The sequence below is a fragment of the Streptomyces sp. NPDC006544 genome (assembly GCF_040611715.1).
Lineage (GTDB): Bacteria > Actinomycetota > Actinomycetes > Streptomycetales > Streptomycetaceae > Streptomyces.
On the sequence record NZ_JBEXOV010000070.1, the window covers coordinates 12,870 to 39,248 of the forward strand.

Here is a 26,379-nt window from a genome sequence, read left to right on the forward strand (position 1 = left end):
TCGGTACGTAACGAGGACTAACGGCGTCCCGGCGCGCGGTGGGAGCCGCGCGCCGGGACGGCCGGAGCCGGACCGGTCAGTACGAGCGGGCGACGACGGCGAGGGTACCGGGGGCGTCGTCCGCCTCCGGGACCGAGCCGTCCTCGGCGATCAGGCAGCGGACGGAGACGGCCTGCTCGGCGAGCTTCGCCTCGCCCTCGGGGCCGAGGTCGGCCCACGGGATCCGCGCCCAGCCGCCCGCGACGGCGGCCTCGGCGGCCTCCTCGATGGTGGCGACGTCGCTGGTGCGGGCCACCCGGCGCTCACGGGACTCGCGCAGCAGCTGCGCCTGGTCCTCCTCCAGCACCTTGGGCAGCAGGTCGGCGAGAGCGGAGATCTGCACGGCTTCCTTGCCGCCCGGAATGCGGCGGGCCAGCATCGCGGTGCCGGCTTCCAGGTCGCGCGGGCCGATCTCGACGCGGACCGGTACGCCCTTGAGCTCCCAGTCCACGGCGCGGCGGCCGAAGGGGGTGTCGACGCGGTCGTCGACGAACACCCGCAGGCCGGCGGCCTTGAGCTGGGCGCCCAGTTCACGGACCTTCGTCACGGCCTCGTCGCCCTTGATCGCCATGACGACGACCTGGACGTGCGCGAGGCGCGGCGGGACGCGCAGGCCGTTGTCGTCGCCGTGCGACATGATCAGGCCGCCGACCATGCGGGTCGAGACGCCCCACGAGGTCTGCCAGACGAGCTCCTGCTTGCCTTCCTTCGACAGGTACTGCGTGTTGAAGGCCTTGGCGAAGTTGGTGCCCAGCTCGTGGCTCGTGCCCAGCTGCAGGGCCTTGCCGTCGCCCATCATGCCCTCGAGGGTGAGGGTGTTGATGGCGCCGGCGAAGCGCTCCTTGGCGGTCTTGCGGCCGAGCACGACGTCGATGCCGAGCACGTTCGTCATGAAGTCGCCGTAGACGTCGCGGTGGATCCGGGCGGCGTAGTCGCGGGCGTCCTCGTAGGAGACGTGGGCCGTGTGGCCCTCCTGCCAGAGGAACTCGCTCGTACGGAGGAAGACGCGCGGACGCATTTCCCAGCGGACCACGTTCGCCCACTGATTGATCAGCAGGGGCAGGTCGCGGTAGCTCTGGACCCACTTGGAGAAGTAGTCGTTGATGATCGTCTCGGAGGTGGGACGGACGACGACCGGCTCGTCCAGCTCCTTGCCGCCGCCGTGCGTGACGACCGCCAGCTCGGGGGCGAAGCCCTCGACGTGCTCGGCTTCCTTCGTCAGGTACGACTGCGGGATGAACAGCGGGAAGTACGCGTTCTGGGCGCCCGCGTCCTTGATCCGCGCGTCCATCTCCTGCTGCATCCGCTCCCACAGGCCGTAGCCGTACGGCCGGATGACCATGGTGCCGCGCACCGGACCGTTGTCGGCCAGTTCGGCCTTGTTGATCAGATCCTGGTACCAGCGGGGAAAATCCTCCGCCTGGGGGGTGAGAACGGGTGCCTTTGCCATGGCGCGAATGGTACGGCGCCCGGCGCGCCGAGCGTGAATCGGGTGTGAACCGGGTGGCTCGCTCCTCTGGACGCGGGCGCGAATCGGGAGTTCTCTGGCAGCGGGGGCATGGGGGCGAAACGGAATCAGGAGCGCTCTTTCGATGACACCGACGCCGACGGCGACGCTTGCTGCCCGGGACTGGGCGGAAATCCAGGAGCGGATGCTCGTACCGCTCTACGACGCGGTCTACGACCGGCTCGAGATCGGGCCGGGCGACCGGCTGCTCGGCCTGGGCTGTGGGGCCGGACTGCCGCTGCTGCTGGCTTCCGGCCGGGGAGCCGTGGCCACGGGTGTGGAGGCGGATCCGGCCCGCCGGGCGCTGGCCCGGGAACGGCTGCTCGAGGTGCTGGCGGCGCCGCCGGTGCCCGCGGTGCCGTACGACGTGCTGCTGGCCTTCTCTCCGGGGGCGGACACGCTGGCCGCGGCGCTGCCGGCGCTGCGGCGGGCAGGGGGGACGGTGGTGCTGGCCGACTGGGGACCGGCGGAGCGGTGCACGGTGCCGTCCGTCCTGGGCGGTGGACCCGTGGTGCGCGACCTGGACGCCATGGTGGCGCGGGCCGGGCTGGTCCCGGACGGCTCGGGGCGGGTGTTCTGCCCCTTCGGCTACGCGGACGTGGACAGCGCGGTGCGCGGGCTCCTGTCGACGGGGCTGTATCCCGGCGCGGGCGCCGGGTGCGCCGGAGCGGCTTCCGCGGGGCGTTTCGACATGGCCGATCCGGCCCTGGCGGAGAAGGAACTGGCGGAGGCGCTTCACCCGTACGAGCGGCCCGACGGCGCCGTCTGGCTGCCCAACATCTTCCGCTACGTGATCGCCCGGACGGTCTGACGGCCCCCCGCGGACGGCGCGGGGCCCCGGGCACGCGGCCCGGGGCCGTGGCCGGCCGGACCCGGCTACTTGTGGAGCCGGGGGATGCCCGCGGCCGCGTAGGCGGCTACCTCGTCCAGGGTCTCGTTCGCCACCAGGGCCTCGGCGAGGGCGTCGAGCTTGTCGCGGTTCTCGTTCAGCAGCCGGCAGGCCTCCACGTAGCACTCCTCGACGATGCGGCGCATCTCGTCGTCCACCGCGTCGAGGGTGGCGGGGGCCGCGGCGAGGCCGTAGGGGCTCTGGCCGTCCGAGGGGATCGCCGTGAGCGGGCCGATGCGCTTGCTCATGCCCCACCGGGCGACCATGCCCCGCGCGAGGTTGGTCACCTGCTCCAGGTCGTTCTCCGCGCCCGTGGTGACGACCCGGTAGACGACCTCCTCGGCCGCCATGCCGCCGAGCGCGCCGATGATGCGGCCGCGCAGGTACTCCTCGGTGTACGCGTAGCGGTCCGCGTCCGGGGTGGAGAGGGTGACGCCGAGCGCGCGGCCCCGCGGCACGATGGTGATCTTGCGGACGGGGTCCGCGCCCGGCTGGAGCATGCCCAGCAGTGCGTGCCCGCCCTCGTGGTACGCGGTGCGCCGGCGTTCCTCCTCCGGCATGACCAGCGGCCGTTCGGCGCCGAGCTGGACCTTCTCCAGCGCGTCGGAGAGGTCCGCCTGGGTCACCTCCTTCTGCTGGCGCTTCACGGCGAGCAGGGCGGCCTCGTTGGCGAGGTTGGCCAGTTCGGCGCCGGTCATGCCCGGTGTCGTACGGGCCACCTGGGCGAGGTCGACGCCGTCGGCGAGCGGGATGTCCCGGGTGTGGATCCGCAGGATCGCCTCGCGTCCGGCCCGGTCGGGCGGGGAGACGACGACGGTGCGGTCGAAGCGGCCCGGCCGGGTCAGCGCCGGGTCCAGGACGTCGGCCCGGTTGGTCGCGGCCAGGACCACCACTCCCTCGGACCCGGAGAACCCGTCCATCTCGGTGAGGATCTGGTTCAGGGTCTGCTCGCGCTCGTCGTGGCCGCCCATGGCGCCGCCGCCTCCGCGTACCCGCCCGATGGTGTCGATCTCGTCGATGAAGACGATCGCGGGGGCCACCTTGCGCGCCTCGGTGAAGAGTTCCCGTACCCGGGAGGCGCCGACGCCGACGATCATCTCGATGAACTCGGAGGCCGAGGCGGAGAAGAACGGCACGCCGGCCTCGCCCGCGAGCGCCCGGGCGAGCAGGGTCTTGCCGGTTCCGGGCGGCCCGGCGAGCAGCACCCCGCCGGGCATCCGGGCGCCCATCTCGCGGTACTGGCCGGGGTTCTTGAGGAAGTCCACGACGTCGTCGAGCTCGCCCTCGACCTCGTCGATTCCGGCCACGTCCTCGAAGGTGGTGCGCTTGGCGCCCTCGAGCTCCACCGGTTTCGGCGGAGCCTTGCGGCCGAGGCCGCCCATGCCCCCGGCGCCCATGCCGCTCATCCGGCGGGCGATGAACACCCACAGGAGGATCAGCAGCAGCATGGGGGCCAGCGAGATCAGCAGGTTGGCCAGGAAGCTGCGCTGTTCGACGACCGGGGAGGCGGTGACGATCACGCCGTGCTTGGTGAGGTCGGCCCACAGGTCGTCCTCGGCGAAGGCGGGACGCTGGGACCGGAATTTGGTGTAGTCGCCCTCGTCGCCGTCCGGCTTGGGCTGTCCGGTCTTCAGCTGGCCCTGGATGGCGTCGCCCTTGGCGTAGATCTTCGAGACGTTGCCGTCGGCCACCTGCTTGCTGAACTCGGTGTACGAGATGGTCGGCTCATCGCCCTCGTTGAAGAAGGAGAGCACCAGGTTGGTCACCAGGTAGACGATCAGGGCGGTGAGGATCAGGCCGCGCCAGCCGCCCGGCATCTTCCGCTTCGGCGGCGGGGCGGGCGGTGCGCCTTCGGAGCGCCAGGGCGTATCGGCCCGGTCGCGGGGCGGTACGGGGGTGGGGCTGGGCACGTGGCCTCCTTCTGCCGTCCTCCCGGCCGACCATAAGGGACAAACCGGATCATCGCCCTGGCGGGGACGGCGGGCGGCGAGCGCCCGCGCGGGGGCGGCCCGGAAGCACACGGCAGCGACGCGCGGCGGCCCGCATCGGCCTGCGGGAACGCGGAAGCCCCGGCCGGATCGATCCGGCCGGGGCTCGCGGGGCACCGCGCTACTTCATGAACTTCTTGAACTCGTCCGGAAGGTCGAAGTCCTTGCCGGGCTGCGCCCCGCCGGCCGGAAGGCCGAACGGGCTGCCGCCGGCGGCGGGCTCGGCCGCCTGGGGGCCCGCCTCGCGGCGCGCGGCGGCCGCGGCCTCTTCTTCCTTGCGCTTCATGGGGTTGCCGCTCTTGCGCTTGCCCTTGGCCTGCTTGACCTGCTTCTTCTGCCGGCCGGGGCCGCCGCCCATCCCGGGGATGCCCGGCATGCCGGGCATGCCGCCGCCCTGGGCCATGCGGGACATCATCTTGCGGGCCTCGAAGAACCGCTCGACGAGCGATTTCACGGCGCTGACCTCGACACCGGCGCCCTTGGCGATACGGGCGCGGCGCGAGCCGTTGATGATGTGCGGGTCCTGGCGCTCGGCCGGGGTCATCGACTTGATGACGGCCGCGGTGCGGTCGACGTCGCGCTCGTCGATGTTGTTGATCTGGTCCTTGATCTGCCCCATGCCGGGGAGCATCCCGAGGAGCTTGGAGATGGAGCCCATCTTGCGGACCTGCTCCATCTGGGCCAGGAAGTCGTCGAGCGTGAACTCCTTCGGGCCCTTCGCCAGCTTCGCCGCCATCTTCTCGGCTTCGTCCTGGCTGAACGTCTTCTCGGCCTGCTCGATCAGGGTGAGCATGTCACCCATGTCGAGGATCCGGCCCGCCATGCGGTCCGGGTGGAAGGCGTCGAACTCGTCGAGCTTCTCGCCGTTCGAGGCGAACATGATCTGCTTGCCGGTGACGTGCGCGATGGAGAGCGCGGCACCGCCCCGCGCGTCGCCGTCGAGCTTGGAGAGCACGACGCCGTCGAAGCCCACGCCGTCGCGGAAGGCCTCGGCCGTGTTGACCGCGTCCTGGCCGATCATGGCGTCGACGACGAAGAGGATCTCGTCCGGGCTGACGGCGTCGCGGATGTCCGCGGCCTGCTGCATCAGCTCCTGGTCGATGCCGAGGCGGCCGGCGGTGTCGACGACGACCACGTCGTACTGCTTGGTGCGGGCGTACTCGATCGAGTCCTTGGCGACCTGGACCGGGTCACCGACGCCGTTGCCGGGGGCGGGCGCGTAGACCGCGACTCCGGCCCGCTCCGCGACGACGGAGAGCTGGTTGACGGCGTTGGGCCGCTGGAGGTCGCACGCGACGAGGAGCGGGGCGTGGCCCTGCCCCTTCAGCCACAGGCCGAGCTTTCCGGCGAGGGTGGTCTTACCGGCACCCTGGAGACCGGCGAGCATGATCACGGTGGGCGCGGTCTTGGCGAAGCGCAGCCGCCGGGTCTCGCCGCCGAGGATCGAGACCAGCTCGTCGTTGACGATCTTGAGGACCTGCTGGCCCGGGTTCAGGGCCTTGGAGACCTCTTCGCCGCGGGCGCGCTCCTTGACGTTCGCGATGAAGGAGCGGACCACGGGGAGCGCGACGTCGGCCTCGAGGAGGGCGATACGGATTTCCCGCGCCGCAGCGTCGATGTCCTGCTCGGAGAGGCGGCCTTTGCCCCGCAGGGACTTGAAGGTCGCGCTGAGGCGGTCGGAAAGCGTATCGAACACGGTGGTCGCGATTCCTCGGGTCGGGGGCGTGTGGTCGTCCCCCAGGGTATCGGGCCGCGCCGCCTGCCTGGCCCTGCGGGCGGGAATCCCCGCCCCGTCCCCGGGTTCCGGGGAGGGGCGGGGTGCGGGAAGCCCCCGCGGGGCGGCCGTCCCCGCTACGCCAGGGCCTACGTCAGGGCCGACTCGACCGAGGCGGCCAGCGCGGCGGCGTCCGCCGGATCCAGGGGTTTGCCGTCCACCGTGGTCACGTAGAGCGTGTCCACCGCGTTCGCGCCGAGCGTCGAGACGTGCGCGCTGCGGACCCTGACGGCCGCGGCTTCCAGGGCCCGGCCGATCCGGTGCAGCAGCCCCACGGCGTCGGGGGCGCGGACCTCCAGGACGGTGGCCAGGGAGGAGACCTCCGGCACCACCGCGACCCGGGGCGGCGGCGGGACGACGCCGCGCCGGCGCGGGTACGCCGCCTCGCGGTCCGCCAGCTTCGCCGGGACGTCCAGCGACCCGTCCAGCGCCCGCACCAGGTCCGTACGCAGCCGCGCGGCCTGCGGAAGGGACCCGTACTCGGCGGACACCCGCCAGCGCAGGACCAGTACCTCGCCCATCCGGCCGGGGAGCTCCAGGGAGCGCAGCTCGGCCGCCCGGACCGTCAGGCGGTGCAGTGCGAGCACGCCCGCGACCGCGGGCAGGACCCCCGGCTGGTCGGGGACGGCCACCACCAGCTCCACTCCGACGGCGTCCTCCTCCTGCCGGGCGTGCAGGGCCAGGACCGGCTCCCCGGTCCGCAGCGCCTCCACCGCGAGGCGTTCCTGGTCCGTCGTCGGGATCTCCAGCTCCGTCACCGCCGGAGCCGCTCCCCGCAGGACCGCGGCGACCCGTGCGACCAGGTCCGCCACGAGCGAGCCGCGCCAGGTGCTCCACGCCGCCGGCCCGGTGGCCAGCGCGTCCGCCTCCGTCAGGGCGTGCAGCACTTCCAGGGTTCCCGGCGAGCCGACGGCCTCCGCGACCGCCTTCACCGTGGCCGGGTCGTCCAGGTCCCGGCGGGTCGCGGTGTCGATGAGCAGCAGGTGGTGGCGGACGAGCACGCCGAGCACGGCCACGTCCTGGGCGTCGAAGCCCACCCGCGCGGCGACGTCCCGGGCGATGGTCTCGCCCGCCACCGAGTGGTCGCCGGGCCAGCCCTTGCCGATGTCGTGCAGCAGCGCGGCCATCAGGAGGAGGTCGGGGCGGCCCACCCGGCGGGTCAGTTCCGAGGCCCGGACGGCCGTCTCCACGAGGTGGCGGTCGACGGTCCAGGTGTGCACGGGGTTGCGCTGCGGCCGGCACCGCACCCGCTCCCAGTCGGGCAGCAGCTTGGTGATGATCCCCTCGGCCTCCAGCGCCTCCCACACTGCCACGGTGGGCTCCCCCGCGCCCAGCAGCGTGATCAGCTGCTCCCGCGCCTCCGCCGGCCACGGCACCGGCAGCGGCTTCGCCTGGGCGGCGAGCCTGCGCACGGCGTGCAGCGAGACGGGCAGTCCCGCCTGCGCCGCGGCGGCGCCGAAGCGCAGCGGCAGGACCGGGTCCCGGTCGGGCCGCGCGGCCAGGGCCAGTACGGCCTCCCCGTCCGACTCCACGACGCCTTCGGCGAGCGGCGCCCGCTCGGGGGCGGCGCCCCGGGTGCCGAGGAGGCCCCGGAGCCTGGGCCGCGCGGCCCGCGCGCGCAGCACCCGTCCGACCTCGCGCCAGGTGACGTCGCCGGCGTACGAGACCACGCGCGCGGCCTCGTACACCTCCCGGAGCAGTGCGTCGGCGTCGAGCAGTCCGAGCCGGGCCGCGACCGGGGTCTGTTCCTGGAGGGAGAGCCGCTCGGTGGCCCGGCCGGTGACCAGGTGGAGGGCGTCGCGGGCGTCGAGCAGGCGGCGCCGGGCCTCGGCGAGGCCTTCGCGCGGTGCGTCGGCCAGCCAGGACGCGGCGACGGCCCGCAGGGCGGTGACGTCGCGCAGGCCGCCGCGGGCCTCCTTGAGGTCGGGTTCCAGCAGGAAGCGCAGTTCGCCGGCGCGCTCGGCCCGCTCGAGGCACAGGTCGTGCAGCTGCGGGAGCCGTTTGGCGGCGAGGTTGCGCCAGTCGGCCAGGACGGAGGTGCGCAGGCCGGCGAGGAGTCCGGCGTCGCCCGCGACGGGCCGGGCGTCCAGCAGTCCGAGGTGCACCTTGAGGTCCTCGGCGGCGGTCTTGCGGGCCTCGCCCGGGGTGCGGACGGAGTGGTCGAGGGCGAGCCCCAGGTCCCAGACGGGGTACCAGAGCCGGTCGGCCAGGGCGGCCAGGGCACGCGGTTCGGCCTTGCCGTCGTGGAGCAGGACCAGGTCGAGGTCGCTGCGGGGGGAGAGTTCGGCGCGTCCGTAGCCGCCGACGGCGACGAGGGCGGCGCCCCGCACGCCCGTTTCCCCGACGGCGGTGGCGAACTGCGCCCTCAGCCAGTCGTCGGTCAGGGCGGCCAGGGCGGAACGCCGCGAGGGCCCGGACCGCGACTCCTCCTGGAGGAGTCGCAGCCGGGCCGCGGCGTAACCGCTGGGTCCCGAGCCGGCCGTGTTGTCCGTGGTCTCTTCGACGCTCGTCAACCCAGGAGCTCCCGTCGTCTAGAGCGCGTCAGCGCCGCGCTCGCCGGTGCGCACCCGGATGACCGAGTCCACGGGGATGCTCCAGACCTTGCCGTCGCCGATCTTGCCGGTCTGGGCGGCGTCGACCACGATCCGCATGACGTCCTCGGCGTCGCCGTCCTCGACGAGCACCTCGATGCGGATCTTCGGTACGAGGTCCACCGTGTACTCGGCGCCCCGGTAGACCTCGGTGTGGCCGCGCTGGCGGCCGTAGCCGCTGGCCTCGGAGACCGTGAGGCCCTGGACCCCGAAGCGGTGCAGGGCTTCCTTGATCTCGTCCAGCCGGTGCGGCTTCACGATGGCGGTGATGAGCTTCATGCGTCAACCTTCTTGCTCGCGGCGGCAACGGGGGCGGGTGCGGCGGTGCTCCGCGAGGAGGAACCACCGCCGGCTCCGCTGAAGTCGTAGGCGGTCTCGGCGTGTTCGACCTGGTCGATGCCCGAGACCTCGTCGTCCTCGGTTACGCGCATGCCGATCGTCCTGTCGAGGAGGAAGGCGAGCACCGCGGACGCCACGAGAGAGTAGGCCAGGACGGAGAAGACTCCCACGGCCTGCTTGCCGAGCTGCTCCAGGCCGCCGCCGTAGAAGAGGCCGGCCGCGTCGGACTGGACCCCGCCGGTGGCGAAGAAGCCGACGAGCAGGGAGCCGAGGACACCGCCGACGAGGTGGACGCCGACGACGTCGAGCGAGTCGTCGAAGCCGAACTTGTACTTCAGGCCGACGGCCATGGCGCACACGACACCGGCGACGACACCGATGGCGATCGCGCCGAGCGGGGAGCAGGAGCCGCCGGAGGGGGTGATGGCGACGAGGCCCGCGACCGCGCCGGAGGCGGCGCCGAGCGTGGTGAAGGAGCCGTGGCGCAGCTTCTCGTAGCCGAGCCAGGCGAGCATGGCGGCGGCCGTGGCGACCTGGGTGTTGACGAACATGACCGCGCCGACGCCGTCGTCGTTGCCGAGCCAGGATCCGGCGTTGAAGCCGAACCAGCCGAACCACAGCAGGCCGGCGCCGAGCATCACGAGCGGGAGGCTGTGCGGGCGCATCGGGTCCTTCTTGAACCCGACGCGCTTGCCGATCACCAGGATCACGCCGAGGGCGGCGGCGCCCGCGTTGATGTGGACGGCGGTGCCGCCGGCGAAGTCGATGACGCCGAGCTCGAAGAGCCAGCCGCCGGCGCCCCACACCCAGTGGGCGACGGGGAAGTAGACGACGGTGACCCAGAGGGTGACGAACAGCGCCCAGGCGCTGAACTTCACGCGGTCGGCGAGCGCACCGCTGATCAGGGCGGGGGTGATGACCGCGAACATCAGCTGGAAGACGGCGAAGACGTAGACGGGGATGGTGTAGCCGTCCCACAGCTCGGTGATCCCGATGCCGCTGAGGCCGACGTAGTCGGAGGTCCAGCCGATGAGGGAACCGGAGTCGGCGCCGAAGGCGAGGCTGAATCCGAAGAGGACCCAGAGGATCGTGACGATCCCGAGGCTGATGAAGCTCATCATCAGCATGTTGAGGCTGCTCTTGACGCGGACCATGCCTCCGTAGAAGAAGGCGAGTCCCGGGGTCATCAGCATGACCAGGGCGGAGCAGATGAGCATGAACCCGGTGTTCGCGGCAGACAGTGTCGGGGCGTCTGCCGCGAGGGTCGTGATGGCTGATGCCATCGGCGTCTCCTCGTCGTCGGTACGTTCGCGTGCGGGCGACCGTGAAAACCTGGGCGGCGCTGGTTCGTGAATCAGGCCTGAGGGCACCGGCGTGGGGGCTGGCCGGTTAATGGCCCTGAGATTCGCGCAGGCCGGTTTCCAGCGGCGCCGCTGGGTGTTTCGCGGGGATGACGAAGAGGTCCCGCGTGTTACGCGTCCATGAACGAGTGGTTCATGGAGCGGGGTGTGCGGGACCCGGCCGCGGCGGTGACCCGGGGAACCTGGCTGGGGGAGCCTGATCGGGCTTCACGGGGTGACTGCCGCGGCCGGGGGCCTTGGGTGGCGGCCCGAGGGCCGTCAGACGGCCTCTGCGGCTTCGGGGAGCCGGGAGGCGAGGTGGTCGGTGAGCCGTACCACGTCGGCGACGTCGCCGTACTCGCGCGCGGCGGCGTCGACGGTCTTGCGCAGCCGGGTGTTCACCCGTTCGGACCGCACCTTTCCCGCCACGTCGAGGGCGCGGCCGACCAGGACCGCGGCCTGCTCGGGCTCGCGCTGGAGCAGGTGCACGGTGGCCAGGCCGACGAGGTTGAGGGCGAGCGAGCGCTGGTGCTCCTCGTCCTTCTCGAAGAGCTCGACGGCGCGCCGCATCACGGGCTCGGCGAGGGAGGCGTACATGGGGCTGCGGCCGGCCACGTAGGCCAGATCGCGGTAGGAGTGGGAGTTCTCGCCGTTGAGCTCGGCCTCGGAGAAGAAGCGGATCCAGTCGGGCTCGGACTCGCCGCCGAAGCCGACGTCGGAGAAGGTGTCCTCGGCCATCCGCACGGCCCGCTTGCAGCGGCTGGGCTGGCCCATGTTGGCGTAGGCGCGGGCCTCCATCGCATACAGCATGGCCTGGGTACGGGGGCCCGCGCAGTCGCGGCTGCCGTACTGGGCGAGGTGGATGAGCTCCAGGGCGTCCTCGGGGCGGCCCAGGTGGATCATCTGGCGGCTCATGCTGGAGAGGATGTAGGAGCCCAGGGGCTTGTCGCCGCCCTGTTTGGCGGCGTGCAGCGCGAGGACGAAGTACTTCTGCGCGGTCGGGTGCAGGCCGATGTCGTAACTCATCCAGCCGGCGAGTTCGGCGAGTTCGGCCGCGACCTTGAAGAGCCGCTTCATGACCGGGGCCGGATGGTGTTCCTGGAGCAGGTCGGTGACCTCGTGGAGCTGGCCGACGACGGCCTTGCGGCGCAGTCCGCCGCCGCACTGGGCGTCCCACTGGCGGAACATCACGGTGGTGGCTTCGAGCAGCCCGAGCTCGGGCTCGGAGAGCCGGGGAGGCCGGTGGCCGCCGAGGGCGCCCGCCGGCCCGGCGGCGCGCGGCCCCTGGTCGGCGGCCGGGACCGGGACGAGCCAGCGCTGCATGGGCTCGATGAGGGCCGGGCCTGCGGAGAGGGCCAGCGAGGTCCCGAGGAAGCCGCGGCGGGCCAGCATCAGGTCGCTGCGGGAGAACTCGCCGAGCAGCTCGACGGTCTGCGGGCCGGCCCAGGGCAGGTCGACGCCGGAGACCGAGGGGGTCTGGTGGGCGGAGCGCAGGCCCAGGTGCTCGATGGCGACGACGGAACCGAAGCGCTCGGAGAACAGCTCGGAGAGGATCCGCGGGACGGGTTCGCGGGGCTGCTCGCCGTCGAGCCAGCGGCGGACGCGGGAGGTGTCGGTGCTGATGTGGTGGGCGCCCATCTGGCGGGCCCGGCGGTTGACCTGGCGGGCGAGCTCGCCCTTGGACCACCCGCTGCGGACGAACCACGAGGTCAGCTGCTCGTTGCGGGCGTCGTCGCCCCGCTCCGGCGTCTCCGGCGCATCGGCGGACGACCTGTCGGACTCCGCGCTCGTTCCGCTTGCGTCGTTGCCGCTCACTGGAACGCCCCCATCACTCAGCCATTTTCGACACGAGGCCCGTCTCAAGCCGGCGGAGACCTGTCTTCACAGATCCTTCACACCTTGCCTCCGGCATACCCGCGGACGAGTCTGCCTTCTCGCTTCGTGTACCGAAAGTAATCCTACGATCACCCCTGCCGCGAGGTCGATCCCGGAAACGCCACCATTCGCCACCCCTTCGAATGAACTCCCCACCTGCCAGGCGCGATTCACTTGACACGGAGGCGAAAGCGATCGGATGCACAGAGGTGCGCTCGGGGCGCACGCGGCGAGGAGTGCGCCGGGTGACGTCCGGGACGGACCCGCGCGGCCCGGACAGTCCGGGTTCCGCGCCCGGCCCGCATCGGTGGCGCCGACGTCGTAACCACCGGCACGTCCGACCCGTTGGAGGGGGCATGGGCATGGGCTTCACGATCGGCGGCAGCCGCGGCACCAAGGAGTTCCGTTCCGGCGCTCGGCGCCGGGGCCGGACGCCGGAGTGCACGGCGGTGGCGGAGTACACCGGACTGTGGGGCTGGGACGTGGTCCCCGGGGCCCGGGCGGCGGCTCCCGCCCGGGACTGCTCCTGCGGTCATATGAATTGCAGTGCGCCCGGGGCGCATCCGCTGGCCCTCGCTCCGACGGTGCCGGCCGGTGCCACCCTCGACGAGGTCGCCGAGACCTGGAGCGGGTACCCGGGGGCCGCGGTCCTCCTCCCCGTGGGCCGCTCCTTCGACGTCATCGAGGTGGCCGCGGAGGCCGGGCGCCAGGCGCTGGTCCGGCTGGAGCGGATGGGGCTGCCGCTCGGCCCCGTCACCACGACCCCGGACGGCCGGGCCCAGTTCTTCGTGGCCCCGGGAGCGGCGGCCGAGCTGCCGCAGCTCCTCTACCGGATGGGCTGGGACGACGCCGGGCTCGATCTGCGCGCCCTCGGCCAGGGGGCCTACGTCACCGCACCGCCCTGCGACTTCGCGGGGCTCGGCCCGATGGCCTGGCTCCGTCCGCCGGCGCTGGACTCGGCCGGGGACCCGCCCCAGGCCCGGCTGCTGCTGGGCACCCTCGCCTATCTCTGCCACCGGCTGCGCAGGGCCTGACCCCCGCGCACGGCAGTGCCCCCGGGTCCGTGGGACCGCGGGGGCACTGGCCTTCGTACGGGCTCGTGAGCCCTGTGGAGCCGGTCCGTCGCCGGCCGGCCGCCGGTCAGTCGCCGATCAGGGCGTCGACGAAGGCCTCCGGCTCGAAGGGGGCCAGGTCGTCCGCGCCCTCGCCGAGGCCGACGAGCTTGACCGGGACGCCCAGCTCGCGCTGGACGGCGATGACGATGCCGCCCTTGGCGGTGCCGTCGAGCTTGGTCAGCACGATGCCGGTGATGTCGACGACCTCCGCGAACACACGGGCCTGGGTGAGGCCGTTCTGCCCGGTGGTGGCGTCCAGGACCAGCAGGATCTCGTCCAGCGGGCCGTGCTTCTCCACGACGCGCTTGACCTTGCCGAGCTCGTCCATCAGACCGGTCTTGGTGTGCAGGCGGCCCGCGGTGTCGATGAGCACCACGTCGGCGCCCTCGGCGATGCCCTCCTTGACGGCGTCGTAGGCGATCGAGGCCGGGTCGCCGCCCTCGGGACCGCGCACGGTGCGCGCGCCGACCCGCTCGCCCCAGGTCTGGAGCTGGTCCGCGGCGGCGGCGCGGAAGGTGTCGGCTGCGCCGAGCACGACGCTGCGCCCGTCGGCGACGAGGACGCGGGCGAGCTTGCCGGTGGTGGTGGTCTTGCCGGTGCCGTTCACGCCGACGACCATCACGACGGCGGGGGTGTCCACGCCGCTCTCGGTCTTCACGGCGCGGTCGAAGTCGGTGCCGAGGAGGGCGACCAGCTCCTCCTTCAGCAGGGTGCGCAGATCGGCGGGGGTGCGGGTGCCGAGCACCTTGACCCGCTCGCGGAGCCGGTCCACCAGTTCCTGGGTCGGCGCGACGCCGACGTCGGCGATGAGGAGGGTCTCCTCGATCTCCTCCCAGGTGTCCTCGTCGAGGTGCTCGCGGGAGAGGAGCGTGAGCAGCCCCTTGCCGAGCGAGTTCTGCGACCGGGCGAGGCGGGCGCGCAGCCGGATCAGGCGGCCCGCGGTGGGCTCGGGCACCTCGATCGCGGGCGCGGCCGGGGCCTCGGCCACCGGGGCTTCGGGCTCCGCGACGGGGGCCTCGGCCTCGGGGAGCACGACCTCCTCGATCGTGCGGCGCGGCTCTTGCGCCGTCGGTGCGGCGTCCTCCCCCACCTGCGGTTCGGCGGGCGGGGCAGTGATGGTCGGCGTGCTCGACGGCGCCGGCGGAGGCAGCTGCTTCTTCTTGCGGCTGCCGACCACGAGCCCGCTGATGGCGCCGACCGCGACCAGGGCGATGACTACAGCAAGGATGAGGATGTCCATAACGCACCCAGTATCGGCCACGCGCGCCCCGGAGCGGGGACCCTGGAGGTTCACACCAGGACGTAAGCCTCTGTTTGTGCTTTTTGCGGCAAATCTACGATGATGGACGACCCCCGCCGCCCCGCCTCCCCCGGAGTACACCTATGCCTGCCGAGACCGCCGTCGAGTCCCGTGGCCTGGAGCCGGTCCCCGACGGCGAACGCCGCGGCCGGGTCCGCGAGCTGGTGCCGACCTGGGTCGCCGCCAACATCAGCGTGCTGCTGCTGACCATGGGCGCCGGCCTGGTCATCTTCAACGGGCTGAACATCTGGCAGGTGCTGCTCGTCGCGATCGCCGCTCCCGTGCTCTCCTACGGGATCGTCGGACTCATATCCATCGCGGGCAAGCGCGGCGGCTCCCCCGGCATGGCGCTCTCCCGGGCCGTCTTCGGCCAGCGCGGCAACCTCTTCCCCGGCGCCCTGATCTGGGTCGCCCGCTGGGGCTGGGAGACCATCAACGCGGTCAGCGGCGCGTACGCCGTCCTGACCGTCCTCGACCTGGTCTTCGGCATCGAGAAGAACACCGCCCTGATCGTGGTCACCCTGCTCTTCTTCGTCGGCTGCACCTTCCTGGTCTCCGGACTCGGCATCAACGCGCTGCGCGTCTGCTCGACGTGGTCCACGTACCTCTTCGGCGCCTTCAGCGTGCTCGTCCTCGGCTACCTCGTCGCCGAGACCGACTGGTCCGCCGTGTTCGCCAAGCCCGCCGGTTCCACCGCGATGACGGTCGCGGGCATCGGCACCATCGCGGCCGGCGGCATCAGCTGGGTCCCGTCCGGCCCGGACTTCACCCGCTACCTGCCCCGCACGGCCTCCGCCCGGGGCATGGTCGGCGCGACCATCGGCGGCGCGGCCGTCGTCGTCATCCCGATGGTGCTCATGGGCGCGGTGATGGCCGTCGCCACCCCCGACCTGGCCACCGCGCAGGACCCGGTCTCCTTCATCGGCGAGCTCCTGCCGATCTGGCTCGCGGTCCCGTACCTGCTGATCGCGGTGGTCGGCATGCTGCTCATCAACTCGATGTCCATGTACTCGGCGGGCTTCACCGCGCAGACCCTCGGCATCAAGGTCCCGCGCGCGGCCGCCGTCAGCGTCAACGCCGTCATCAGCCTGGTCTTCGGCTTCCTGCTGATGGTGGTCGCGACGAGCTTCTTCGGCTCGTTCATCTCCTTCCTGACCCTGCTGGCCGTGGCCTTCTCCGCCTGGATCGGCGTCTTCGGCGTGGACATGCTGCGCCGCACCTCCTACGACGGGGCCGCGCTGCTGGACACCACGCGGACCAGCGCCTACTGGTACAGGGGCGGCTTCGCCTGGCAGGCCATGACCGCGTGGGGCACCGCCCTGGTGGTGGGTCTGCTGTTCACGAAGGTGGACTGGTTCAGCGGCCCGCTGGCCGGCACGTGGACCGGCCGCAACGGCCTCGGCTGGGTGGCGGGCATCGCCACCTCGGCGGTCCTGTACGCGGTCCTGCCGCGCAGCGCTCCGACCGCCCCGGCCCCGCCCGGGGCGACGGAGCCCGCCCTCGCGGACGTGCCGCCGGCCGCCGCGACCCTGTCCAACTGACGCCCTGTCAGCTAACGTCCCCCTTCGCCCGCCCACCCACCTCCGGCGAAGGGGGACTCCTCCATGCCCATCACCGTGGCCCGGTTCAATCTCATCGACCCGAACGGCACCCCGGAAACCCTCTCCGCCCGGTACAAGGCCGCGCTGGAGATGGCAACGTACGCGGACGACCGCGGGATCGACACCATCCAGACCGAGGAGCACCACGGCACCGACAACAACTGGCTGCCCTCCCCCTTCGCGTTCGCGGGCGCGGTGTTCGGCGCCACCCGCCGGATCGCGGTCACCGTCTCGGCGATCATCGGCCCGCTGTACGACCCGCTGAAGGTCGCCGAGGACATCGCGGTCCTCGACCTCCTCAGCGGAGGGCGCCTGGTCACGGTGGCCGGCATCGGCTACCGGCCCGAGGAGTACGAGCAGCACGGGGTGGAGTGGGGCCGGCGCGGCCGGCTCCAGGACGAACTGCTCGAGACGCTGCTGAAGGCGTGGACGGGTGAGCCGTTCGAGTTCCGCGGCCGGACGGTGCGCGTCACCCCGCGGCCGTTCACCCAGCCGCATCCGCTGCTCCTGGTGGGCGGCAGCTCCGAGGCGGCGGCGCGCCGGGCGGCGCGCCTGGGGCTGCCGTTCTTCCCGAGCGCGCACCTGCCCGAGCTGAAGGCGTACTACGACGCGAGGCTCGCGGAGTACGGCACGGAGGGCTTCTGCATGATGCCGGCGGCCGAGACCCCACTGCTGCACATCGCCGAGGACCCGGACCGGGCCTGGGCCGAGCACGGCGAGCGCTTCCTGCACGAGGCCGGGACGTACGCGTCCTGGCAGTCCAAGGACATCCGCAGCGCCGTGCGGTCGGGTGCGCGCACGGTCGCGGAGCTCCGCGCGGAGGGCGTGTACCGCATCCTCACGCCGGACGAGGCCGTGGCGTACGCCCGGGGCGCGGGTGAGGCGGGGAACCTGGTGCTGCACCCGCTGTGCGGCGGGATGCCACTGGACGAAGGCTGGCGCAGCCTGCACCTGCTCTGCGAACAGGTACTGCCCCGGCTCAAGGACTGAGCCGGGGCAGTATCGAGGAGAAGGGGCGTTGGCGGGGGTGGTTACCCCATCTCCTCCAGCGCCTTGCCCTTGGTCTCCGGCACCCATTTGAGGATGAAGGGGATCGAGAGCAGGGCGAAGAACGTGTAGATCATGTAGGCACCCGAGAGGTTCCAGTCGGACAGCGACGGGAACGTGACGGTGATGACCCAGTTGGCGATCCACTGGGCCGAGGCGGCCACACCGAGGGCCGCGGCGCGGATACGGCCGGGGAACATCTCGCCCAGCAGCACCCAGACCACCACGCCCCAGGAGAGGGCGAAGAAGAGGACGAAGAGGTTGGCCGCGACCAGGGCGGTGATGCCCTGCGCGTGCGGCAGCGAGATGTCGTCGCCGGTTCCGGTCTTGTACGAGAACGCCCAGGCCGCCGTGCCCAGCGACAGCGCCATGCCCACGGAGCCGATGAGGGCGAGCGGCTTGCGGCCGAGCCGGTCCACGAAGATCATCGCGATGACCGTACCGATGATGTTCACGACCGAGGTCTCGAAGGAGTACAGGAACGAGGAGCTCGCGTCGATGCCGACCGACTGCCACAGCGAGGAGCTGTAGTAGAAGATCACGTTGATGCCGACGAGCTGCTGGAAGACCGAGAGACCGATACCGACCCAGACGATGGGAAGGAAGCCGAAGCGGCCGCCGAGCAGGTCCTTGAAGGTGGACTTCACCTCGGAGCGCATGGAGCGGTCGATCTCGCGGACGCGGGAGTCTGCGTCGATGCCCGAGCCCTCGACCTCGCGCAGGACTTCCTTGGCCTTCTCCGTGCGGCCGGCCGAGACGAGGAAGCGCGGGGACTCCGGGATGGCGAAGGACAGCAGGCCGTAGAGCACGGCCGGGACGACCATCACGCCGAGCATCCACTGCCAGGCTTCGAGCCCGCCGATCTCGCCGCGCTGGTCGCCGTCGGCGAGGTTGAGGATGCCCCAGTTGACCAGCTGCGAGACGGCGATGCCGATGACGATGGCGGCCTGCTGGAACGAGGCCAGCCGGCCGCGGTAGGCGGGCGGCGAGACCTCGGCGATGTAGGCGGGGCCGATGACGGAGGCCATGCCGATGCCGAAGCCGCCGATGATGCGCCACATGGCGAGGTCCCAGAGGGCGAACGGCAGGGCCGAGCCGATGGCGCTCGCGGTGAACAGGACCGAGGCGATCTGCATGCAGCGGATTCGGCCGATCCGGTCGGCGAGGCGGCCCGCTGTGGCGGCGCCGATGGCGCAGCCGATCAGCGCCGCGGCGATCACCTGGGCGAGCACCGCCGAGCCGACGTCGAAGCGGTCGCGGATCGCCTCCACGGCGCCGTTGATGACGGAGCTGTCATAGCCGAAGAGGAAGCCGCCCATGGCCGCGGCCGCGGTGATGAAGATGACGTGGCCGAGGTGGTCGGGGTGGGACGCGCTTCCACCGCCTGACGCGGGTGCGTTCGCTGTGCTGGTCAAGGTGCGCTCCTGGGCCCGGCGGCTACGGCGGGCTGTGTGGGGTTCGTTGTTGCTTGCTCGTGTTCCTCTAGTGGCGCACAGCAAACTGCTTGCCACCACCTGAACGTCAACACGGCACAGCAGAGCCTATGGCTTCACTTTCTGAAGTCAAGAGGGGAGATGAACCCGATTCTTCCTAGGGCAAGCCCAGCGGTCCTGGCGTAGTGCGTTCACTAAGTGAAGTGAGAGGTCAACGAAGCCGCTGGCTGATGACCTTGGAGACCCCGTCGCCCTGCATGGAGACGCCGTACAGGGCGTCGGCGACCTCCATCGTCCGCTTCTGGTGCGTGATCACGATGAGCTGCGAACTCTCCTGCAGCTCCGCCATGATCCGGATCAGCCGCTGCAGGTTCGTGTCGTCGAGCGCGGCCTCCACCTCGTCCATCACGTAGAAGGGACTGGGCCGGGCCTTGAAGATGGAGACCAGCAGTGCCACTGCGGTCAGCGAGCGCTCGCCGCCGGAGAGCAGCGACAGCCGCTTGACCTTCTTGCCCGGGGGGCGGGCCTCCACGTCCACGCCGGTGGTCAGCATGCTGTCGGGGTCGGTGAGCACCAGCCGGCCCTCGCCGCCGGGGAACAGCCGTGAGAACACCCCCTCGAACTCGCGGGCCGTGTCCCGGTAGGCCTCCGTGAAGACCTGCTCGACCCGCACGTCGACCTCCTTCACGACCTGAAGGAGGTCCGCCCGCGTCTTCCTGAGGTCTTCCAGCTGCTCGCTGAGGAACTTGTGCCGCTCCTCGAGGGCGGCGAACTCCTCCAGGGCGAGCGGATTGACCTTGCCGAGCTGCTGGTAGGCGCGCTCGGCCGCCCTGAGCCGCTTCTCCTGCTGAGCCCGTACGAAGGGTCCCCGCCCGGCGCCCACGCCGTCGGTCCGCGCCCCCGGGGCCTCCTCGGCCTCGGGCGGGCCGGGCGGCACCGGCTGATCGGGTCCGTACTCACCGACCAGCTCCCGCGCCCCCATCCCGAACTCCTCCAGCGCGCGGGTCTCCACCTGCTCGATCCGCAACCGCTTCTCGGCGCCGAGCACCTCGCCCCGGTGCACGGAGTCGGTGAGCTTGTCGAGCTCTCCCTTGAGGTCGCGGCCCCGGCCGCGGGCCTCGCCGAGCTCGCGCTCGCGCAGCCCCTTGGCGTACTCGGCCGCCGTGCGCTCCTCGGCCACCCGGGTCAGCGAGACCTCGATGTGCGCGAGCAGCTGCCGGGCGCCGTCGGCGACGGCCGCGGCCACCGCGGCCTCGTACCGCAGCCGTTCCCGGCGGCGTTGGGCGCGAGCGCGGACCTCCCGCTCGGCGCGGGCCCCGCGGTCGAGCGAGTCAGCCCGCCCGGCCAGGCCCTTGACCCGCTCCTCGTGGGTCCTGAGCTGCAGCCGGGCCTCCATCTCGGTTTGCCGCGCGTTCGCCCCGTCCGCCGCGAGCCGGTCCCGCCGGGAGGTGTCCGGCTCCTCCTCCACCGGCATCTCCTGGGCGACGGCCAGCCGTTCGGCGCACTCCTCGACGTCGGCCAGCGCCTGCTCCAGCGCGTCCTGCGCCTTGGCCGCCGCCGCGGCACTGCGCTCGGCCTCGCCCAGCGCCCCCTTCGCCTGGCCTGCGAGCCGGCCGAGCTGCTGGGCGACCCCGGCCCGCGCCCGCTCGGCGGCCCGCCTGCGCTCACCGAGCTCCTCGACGAGCGCCGCGGCCGCTACCCTCCGCCGATCGGCGGCCTCCTTCTGTCCCTGCAACGCGTGGCACTGCCCGTCCAACCGTCCGCGCTCCGCGTCGGCCTCGTCCACGGCCGCCCGCACCTCGATCAGGCTGGGCACGCCGGCGGACCCACCGTGCGCGAGGTGCGCCCCGAGGACGTCGCCCTCGGCGGTCACGGCCACCAGCTCGGGCCGCGCGGCCACCAGCGCCTCGGCCTCGTCGAGTCCCCCGACCACGACGACGTCGCGCAGCACCCACCCGACCGCCCGCACGAGAGCGGCGTCCCCCCGCACCAGCCCGGCGGCGGCGACACCGAGGGGACGGCCGTCCACGCCATCGGGCAGGGGCCCCGCCGGCGGGGCAGCCGACGCCGGGGCGGGGCCCGGCGCGCCCGAGCCCGCCCGGGGCGCGTCGCGCACGTCCGGCCCCGTCAGGAGGTCCCCGACGGCGGGGGCCGGGAGGGCGGGGTCCGGGAGGGCGGGGGACGCGGGGTCCGGGGCGGAGCCACCGCGCGACGGAGCCGCAGGTTCCGTACCCGGGGAGGGGGCCGGACGGGGGACGACCGGACCCGGCCCGGTCCCGCCGGGCGCGGCGACCGCGCCATCCGGTTCGTCCGCCGGGCCGCCGGGGCTCGCGCCCTGACCGGGAACCACGGCCCGGCCGCACGGCGGGGTGATCAGGAAAGAGGCCCTCCCCGCGTCGGCCTCGCGCAGGTGGCGGATCGCGCCGGCCGCCGACGACGCCGACGCGACGGCCACCGCGTCCGCCGCGGCCCCCAGCGCCGCCGCCACCGCGACCTCGTACCCCGGGGTCACCGACAGCCGCTGGGCCGCCGGTCCCAGCAGTCCCTCGAGCCGTGCCTGGAGTCCCGCCTCCAGCAGCGCCGCCGTACCGTCCTTGCGGCGCAGCCCCATCGCCAGGGCGTCCCGTCGCGCCGACACCGCCGCCCGTGAGCGTTCCGCCGTCGCCAGCGCGTCCCGGGCCCCGCCGAGTGCGGCCTCCGCCGCCGCCAGCTCGGCCCGCGCCGCCTCGTACTCCTCGTGGACCGAAGCCGTCCCCGCCGAGGGCCCCGTCCCCGACGCGGCGTCGTCCTCCCCCACGTCCCGCGCCAGCGCCTCGTACTCCTCCCGCGCCGCCACCGCCCGGGCCCGCGCCTCGTCCCGCGCCGCCACCAGCCGGTCGATCTCCGCCTGGGCGGCGCCCGCGCGGGAGCGGGCCGCGCCGAGCCGGCCCGTCAGGCGGGCCAGGCCCTCGCGCCGGTCGGCGATGGCCCGCGCCGCGTCCCGCAGCCGTCGTTCCTCCTCGGCCAGCGACCGCTCCAGCTCGGCCCGGTGGGCGACGGTGTCCTCCAGAGCCCGGGACGCCGCCTCCAGCGCGGCCGTCAGCTCCGCCTCCTGCTCGCGGATCCGCGCCGCTTCGTTCTCCATGTCCTGCGGGTCGCGGCCCCGCCGCTCCTCCTCCGCCGGCGCCGAGGCCGATGTGACCCGCGCGTCGGCGAGGGACGCGGTCCCGCGCACCCGTTCGGCCAGCTGCGACAGCTCGTACCAGGTCTGCTGCGCCCGCTGGAGCCGCGGCGCGAGCTCCCGTACGGCTTCCTCCAGCTCGGATTCCCGCCGGACCGCCGCGGCGAGCTGCGCCTCGGCCGTCTCCTTGCGTTCCTTGAGCGCCGCCTCGTCCGCGACCTCCGCGTCGAGGGCGCCCTTGAGCGTCACGAGGTCGTCGGCGAGCAGCCGCAGCCGCGCGTCGCGCAGGTCTGCCTGGATCACGGCCGCGCGCCGGGCCACCGCCGCCTGCCGGCCGAGCGGCTTGAGCTGGCGGCGCAGCTCGTCACCCAGGTCCTGGACGCGAGCGAGGTTGGCCTGCATCGCGTCGAGTTTGCGCAGCGCCTTCTCTTTGCGTTTGCGGTGCTTCAGCACGCCGGCCGCTTCCTCGATGAAGGCGCGGCGGCCCATCGGATCGGCGTGCAGTACGGAGTCCAGCTGGCCCTGTCCGACGATGACGTGCATCTCGCGGCCGATGCCGGAGTCGGAGAGCAGCTCCTGGATGTCGAGGAGCCGGCAGGTGTCGCCGTTGATCTGGTATTCGCTGCTGCCGCCGCGGAACATGATCCGCGTGAGGGTGACTTCGGCGTAGTCGATGGGGAGGGCGCCGTCGGAGTTGTCGATGGTGAGGGAGACCTCGGCGCGCCCGAGCGGCGGGCGGCCGGTCGTGCCGGCGAAGATGACGTCTTCCATCTTCCCGCCGCGCAGGGACTTGGCTCCTTGTTCACCCATGACCCAGGAGAGCGCGTCCACCACATTGGACTTGCCGGAGCCGTTCGGACCGACGACGCAGGTGATGCCCGGCTCGAAGCGCAGGGTGGTGGCGGAGGCGAAGGACTTGAAGCCACGCAGGGTCAGGGACTTGAGGTGCACGCCGCCGGACTCTACCTTTCACGTTCGGTTTCACCCATGAAGGTGCGGGGCACCTCAGACGTTAAAGGAAGGGGGCCCCTCACCTGGCGCAACGCCGCCCGCGGCCACGCGTGCGCGCGGGAGCGAGTTGGGGGACGCGCGCGCCGGCGGCACACCGGGAGGCCGTGCGGAACATGAAGAAGGGACGCCGAAGCGTCCCTTGCACATCATGCGGGTTGTCGAGCGACGAGGGAGCGGGTCAGGTGAGCGCAGGCTCCGCCTGGGATACGTCGAGGTCGATACCGTCGAGCATCGAGTCTCCGTGCTGTGCGGCGGCCGCGTTCAGTGCGTCGTTCTCGGACGAGATCCGTCCGAGCTCGGACTCGAGGTCCTGGACGCGCTGCTGAAGCCGTCGCATCTCGGCGAGGAGTCGCGGGTCGGAACCGCCGACGTAACCGAGAAGCGCCTTTGCCATGATGGATGGTCCTCCACACTGAGTGACCGACCGATAGCGGTGTGGGTCGTGAGGGAATCGCACCCGCGGATGTCCGGCAGCGATGGTCAGTCGTCACTGCTCGTGTTCTTTGGCCAACTGCCAACACTGCCAAACAGCTCAGGTGCGCGGGGCTTCCAGCGTCTCACCAAAAAGTTTGACGGTCAACACGATCACGCCCTGTATCGGCGGGCAGCCCGGCCCCCGCAAGGGGAGGGGAGATCATCCCCACCTCCGAGCCTCGCACTCTTTGGCCGGGTCGGCAACGCGTCGGCGACGAATGCGCAGATCCGACCGCGTGCCGACCATCCGGAGATCTGTTCAGTGCATGATCAGTCGATCGGTCACCGGATCGCGAATCCGTCGTAGACGCCGCGCGGTGTGCCCCAGATCTCTGTCACCCCGTCCACCCGCCCGGGCGTGTCGGCCCCGTGCAGCCACTCCAGGAGCCGGTGGCAATTCTCACGTTGCCCTTCGGCCACCACCTGTACTCGGCCGTCGTCGAGGTTGAGCGCGAAGCCGGCCAGTCCGCCGATCTCCAGGGCATTGGCCCTGGTGAACCAGCGGAAGCCCACTCCTTGTACACGACCGCGCACCCAGGCGGTCATGCGGACGTCTTCGTTCATGCCCGAACGCTAACCGGGCGAACACTTTCGGGTCACGGCGCCCCCATGCGTCATGGCGTACAGTCGCGCAGCAATGAACTCACCCATTTGGGTGAGTAAAGGTTGATCTTGAGCGACGAACGACGAGAAGGGCAGGCCGCGATGGGACGCCACCGGCTCCACGCCGCACCCCGCAGCGGCTCCAAGCGCCGCACCGTTGTGCGCGGCGGCCTGCTCGGCCTCTCCGTGGCCGTGGTGCTCGGTACGGCGGCCGTCACCACGGGCGTCGTCCCCGTGGGCTCCGCCTTCCCCTATGTAGGGGTCGCGGGCTCGCACTCCGACGCGAGGACGCACGCCGGGGCCCAGGCGTCACCCAGCCCGGGGAGCGCTCTGGAACAGCAGGGCGGTCTCGCCAACCTCTCGGGCCGCGCCTCCGCCGGTACGGGCTCCGCGTCCGGATCGGCCTCCCCCTCCCCTTCGGCGTCTCCTTCCCCTTCCGCCTCGCCGTCCCCGTCGCAGTCCCCGTCGCCGTCGCCGTCGGCCAGCCCTTCGCCGACGCCTTCGGCCGAGCCGCCCAAGGCGCCGAAGGCGCCGAAGGCCAGCCCCGCCCCGGTGACCCCGCCGAAGCCGGCCGCCCCGAAGCCCACCGCGGTCCCGCCCCCCTCCACCGGCCACTCCGCCGAGGAGACCGCCGTCCTCGAGCTGGTGAACCAGGCACGCGCACAGGCCGGCTGCGGCCCGGTACGGGCGAACCCGCCGCTGGCGGCGCTGGCCGGAGCCTTCAGCAAGGACATGGCGGTCCGGGGCTTCTTCGACCACACCGACCCCGACGGCAACACCCCGTGGGACCGGGCCACCAAGGCCGGCATCTCGGGCATGGGCGGCGAGAACATAGCCCGCGGGCAGGGCGACGCGGCAGCCGTCATGAACGCCTGGATGAACAGCCCCGGCCACAAGGCGAACATCCTCAACTGCGAGTTCCGCACGCTGGGCGTCGGCGTCCACGTGGCCTCGGGCGGCCCCTGGTGGACCCAGGACTTCGGCTTCTAGTGCCGCGTCCGCCCCGGCCGCCCCGGAGGCACGGCCATCGATTCGGCCACAGCTGAATCGATGGCAGTGGCCCCGGGCCGAGCCGATCATTCCCCCATGACCTCGGACACCACCGCGACGCCCACCGGCCGCGCACCCGCCCCGCGCCCGCCCCGCACCACCGGCGCACCCGCCCACCTGCCCCCCGGGACGCCCTCCCCCGGCACGCCCGCCGCGGACGCACCCGCCGGCCCCGCGGCCGCGTCGGGCACCTGGAAGCTCGGCGACCTGGAGATCAACCGCATGGGGTTCGGCGCGATGCGCCTCCCCCAGACCGGCGAGGCGCTCATCGCCGACGCCGTTTCGCGCGGGCGCGACCAGGCCGTGGCCGTACTGCGCCGCGCGGTCGAGCTCGGCGTCAACCACATCGACACCGCCGCGTTCTACTTCTCGCCGCTGCGCTCGGCGAACGAACTGATCAACCGGGCCCTGGCCCCGTACCCGCGGGACCTCGTCATCACCACGAAGGTCGGACCCGGCCGCGGCCCTTCGGGCGCCTGGCTGCCCCATGCCACCCCCGGGCTGCTGCGCGGCCAGGTCGAGGAGAACCTGCGCCAGCTCGGCCTCGACCGGCTCGACGTGGTCAACCTGCGCGTCCTCGGGACCGACTCGATCGCCGAGCGGTTCGGTGTGCTCGCCGAACTGCGCGAGGCCGGGCTCATCCGGCACCTGGGCGTCTCCAACGTGACGCCAGGCCAGCTCGCGGAGGCCAGGGCCATCGCGCCGGTGGTGTGCGTACAGAACCCGTACGGCATCGGGGTCCGCGCCGACCAGGACGCGTTCGTCCGCGACTGCGCAGAACAGGGCATCGCGTTCGTCCCGTTCTACTCGATCGCCGGCTCGGCCCGTCAGGTCGGCGTGGCCGACGACGACGCCGCCGAGCTGCCGGAGGTACGTGCCGTCGCGCGGGCGCACGGTGCGAGCGCCGCGCGGATCCGGCTGGCGTGGACCCTGCACCGGGGCCCGCACGTGCTGGCCATCCCGGGCACCGGCGATCTCGGCCACCTCGCCGACAACGTGTCCGCGGCCGCCCTGCGGCTCTCCACCGAGGAGCTGGCCCTGCTCGAAGCGGCCCATCAGAGGCACGGCGCGAACCTGCCGGACGGGGCGGCCACGGCCTGAGACGAGCGGAAGCGGGCCGACGGCCGGGACGGGAAGGGCCCGGGGCCGGGCCCTTCCGGACGCCGAAGGGCGCGGTGGCGCGCCGCGGCCGGCGGCTCCGCCTGGTTCGACGCCGTCGCCGACGTCTTCGCCGAGCTCCCCG

Annotated in this window: 18 protein-coding genes; 6 read left to right on the forward strand and 12 right to left on the reverse strand. The window is 72.6% G+C overall.

Annotation, left to right across the window (positions count from 1 at the left end; genetic code table 11):
• Positions 1–76: 76 nt before the first annotated feature.
• On the reverse strand, positions 77–1,489 hold the full coding sequence (proS, locus tag ABZY44_RS27120) for a proline--tRNA ligase (RefSeq protein ID WP_356658184.1): 1,413 nt from the start codon (positions 1,487–1,489) through the stop codon (positions 77–79).
• 142 nt (positions 1,490–1,631) lie between these two features.
• On the opposite strand from proS, the gene ABZY44_RS27125 reads away from it, so the two are divergent.
• Positions 1,632–2,357, forward strand: coding sequence for a methyltransferase type 11 (locus ABZY44_RS27125; protein WP_356658186.1), 726 nt, complete (start codon positions 1,632–1,634; stop codon positions 2,355–2,357).
• Between the two features lie 65 nt (positions 2,358–2,422).
• Here the strand turns inward: ABZY44_RS27125 and ftsH are convergent, their stop codons facing one another.
• From ftsH to ABZY44_RS27155, 6 genes are all read right to left on the reverse strand, one after another.
• Positions 2,423–4,345, reverse strand: a complete 1,923-nt coding sequence (gene ftsH / locus ABZY44_RS27130) for an ATP-dependent zinc metalloprotease FtsH (protein WP_356658188.1) — start codon at positions 4,343–4,345, stop codon at positions 2,423–2,425.
• Positions 4,346–4,544: 199 nt separating this feature from the next.
• Positions 4,545–6,119 carry a signal recognition particle protein gene (gene ffh, locus ABZY44_RS27135; protein WP_356658190.1) on the reverse strand — a complete coding sequence of 525 codons (1,575 nt, stop codon included), beginning with the start codon at positions 6,117–6,119 and terminating at the stop codon, positions 4,545–4,547.
• Positions 6,120–6,286: 167 nt separating this feature from the next.
• A complete protein-coding gene (locus tag ABZY44_RS27140) occupies positions 6,287–8,710 on the reverse strand; it encodes a [protein-PII] uridylyltransferase (RefSeq protein WP_356658192.1) in 2,424 nt (807 codons plus the stop codon).
• 18 nt (positions 8,711–8,728) lie between these two features.
• Entirely contained in the window at positions 8,729–9,067 is a 339-nt protein-coding gene (locus ABZY44_RS27145) for a P-II family nitrogen regulator (protein ID WP_112451060.1), read from the reverse strand.
• Entirely contained in the window at positions 9,064–10,410 is a 1,347-nt protein-coding gene (locus ABZY44_RS27150) for an ammonium transporter (RefSeq protein ID WP_356658194.1), read from the reverse strand. Before ABZY44_RS27150 ends, ABZY44_RS27145 begins: the two co-directional genes overlap by 4 nt.
• A gap of 336 nt (positions 10,411–10,746) precedes the next feature.
• Positions 10,747–12,180, reverse strand: coding sequence for a hypothetical protein (locus ABZY44_RS27155; RefSeq protein ID WP_356658218.1), 1,434 nt, complete (start codon positions 12,178–12,180; stop codon positions 10,747–10,749).
• A 524-nt stretch (positions 12,181–12,704) separates the two neighbouring features.
• Between ABZY44_RS27155 and ABZY44_RS27160 the strand changes: the two genes are divergently transcribed.
• Complete coding sequence (locus ABZY44_RS27160; protein WP_356658196.1) at positions 12,705–13,376, forward strand: bifunctional DNA primase/polymerase; 672 nt, start codon at positions 12,705–12,707, stop codon at positions 13,374–13,376.
• Between the two features lie 106 nt (positions 13,377–13,482).
• On the opposite strand, the gene ftsY is transcribed toward ABZY44_RS27160, so the two are convergent.
• Positions 13,483–14,697, reverse strand: a complete 1,215-nt coding sequence (ftsY, locus tag ABZY44_RS27165) for a signal recognition particle-docking protein FtsY (protein ID WP_356658198.1) — start codon at positions 14,695–14,697, stop codon at positions 13,483–13,485.
• 143 nt (positions 14,698–14,840) lie between these two features.
• Between ftsY and ABZY44_RS27170 the strand changes: the two genes are divergently transcribed.
• Both ABZY44_RS27170 and ABZY44_RS27175 read left to right on the forward strand, forming a co-directional pair.
• Positions 14,841–16,298 (forward strand): cytosine permease, encoded by a 1,458-nt coding sequence (locus ABZY44_RS27170; protein ID WP_356658200.1) that lies wholly within the window; start codon positions 14,841–14,843, stop codon positions 16,296–16,298.
• 63 nt (positions 16,299–16,361) lie between these two features.
• A complete protein-coding gene (locus ABZY44_RS27175) occupies positions 16,362–17,348 on the forward strand; it encodes an LLM class flavin-dependent oxidoreductase (protein ID WP_356658202.1) in 987 nt (328 codons plus the stop codon).
• A 41-nt stretch (positions 17,349–17,389) separates the two neighbouring features.
• Here the strand turns inward: ABZY44_RS27175 and ABZY44_RS27180 are convergent, their stop codons facing one another.
• The 4 genes from ABZY44_RS27180 to ABZY44_RS27195 all read right to left on the reverse strand — a co-directional run bounded on the left by ABZY44_RS27180 (position 17,390) and on the right by ABZY44_RS27195 (position 24,047).
• On the reverse strand, positions 17,390–18,820 hold the full coding sequence (locus ABZY44_RS27180; protein WP_356658204.1) for a sugar porter family MFS transporter: 1,431 nt from the start codon (positions 18,818–18,820) through the stop codon (positions 17,390–17,392).
• A gap of 229 nt (positions 18,821–19,049) precedes the next feature.
• A complete protein-coding gene (locus tag ABZY44_RS27185; RefSeq protein WP_356658206.1) occupies positions 19,050–22,949 on the reverse strand; it encodes an AAA family ATPase in 3,900 nt (1,299 codons plus the stop codon).
• Positions 22,950–23,187: 238 nt separating this feature from the next.
• Positions 23,188–23,403, reverse strand: coding sequence for a hypothetical protein (locus tag ABZY44_RS27190; protein ID WP_356658208.1), 216 nt, complete (start codon positions 23,401–23,403; stop codon positions 23,188–23,190).
• Positions 23,404–23,765: 362 nt separating this feature from the next.
• The gene (locus tag ABZY44_RS27195; protein ID WP_356658210.1) at positions 23,766–24,047 is read right to left on the reverse strand and encodes an acylphosphatase; all 282 of its coding nucleotides are present in this window, start codon (positions 24,045–24,047) and stop codon (positions 23,766–23,768) included.
• A 108-nt stretch (positions 24,048–24,155) separates the two neighbouring features.
• On the opposite strand from ABZY44_RS27195, the gene ABZY44_RS27200 reads away from it, so the two are divergent.
• Both ABZY44_RS27200 and ABZY44_RS27205 read left to right on the forward strand, forming a co-directional pair.
• On the forward strand, positions 24,156–25,076 hold the full coding sequence (locus ABZY44_RS27200) for a CAP domain-containing protein (RefSeq protein WP_356658212.1): 921 nt from the start codon (positions 24,156–24,158) through the stop codon (positions 25,074–25,076).
• A gap of 96 nt (positions 25,077–25,172) precedes the next feature.
• Positions 25,173–26,237: an oxidoreductase gene (locus tag ABZY44_RS27205; protein WP_356658214.1), complete on the forward strand. Its 1,065-nt coding sequence runs from the start codon at positions 25,173–25,175 to the stop codon at positions 26,235–26,237.
• Positions 26,238–26,379: the final 142 nt, after the last annotated feature.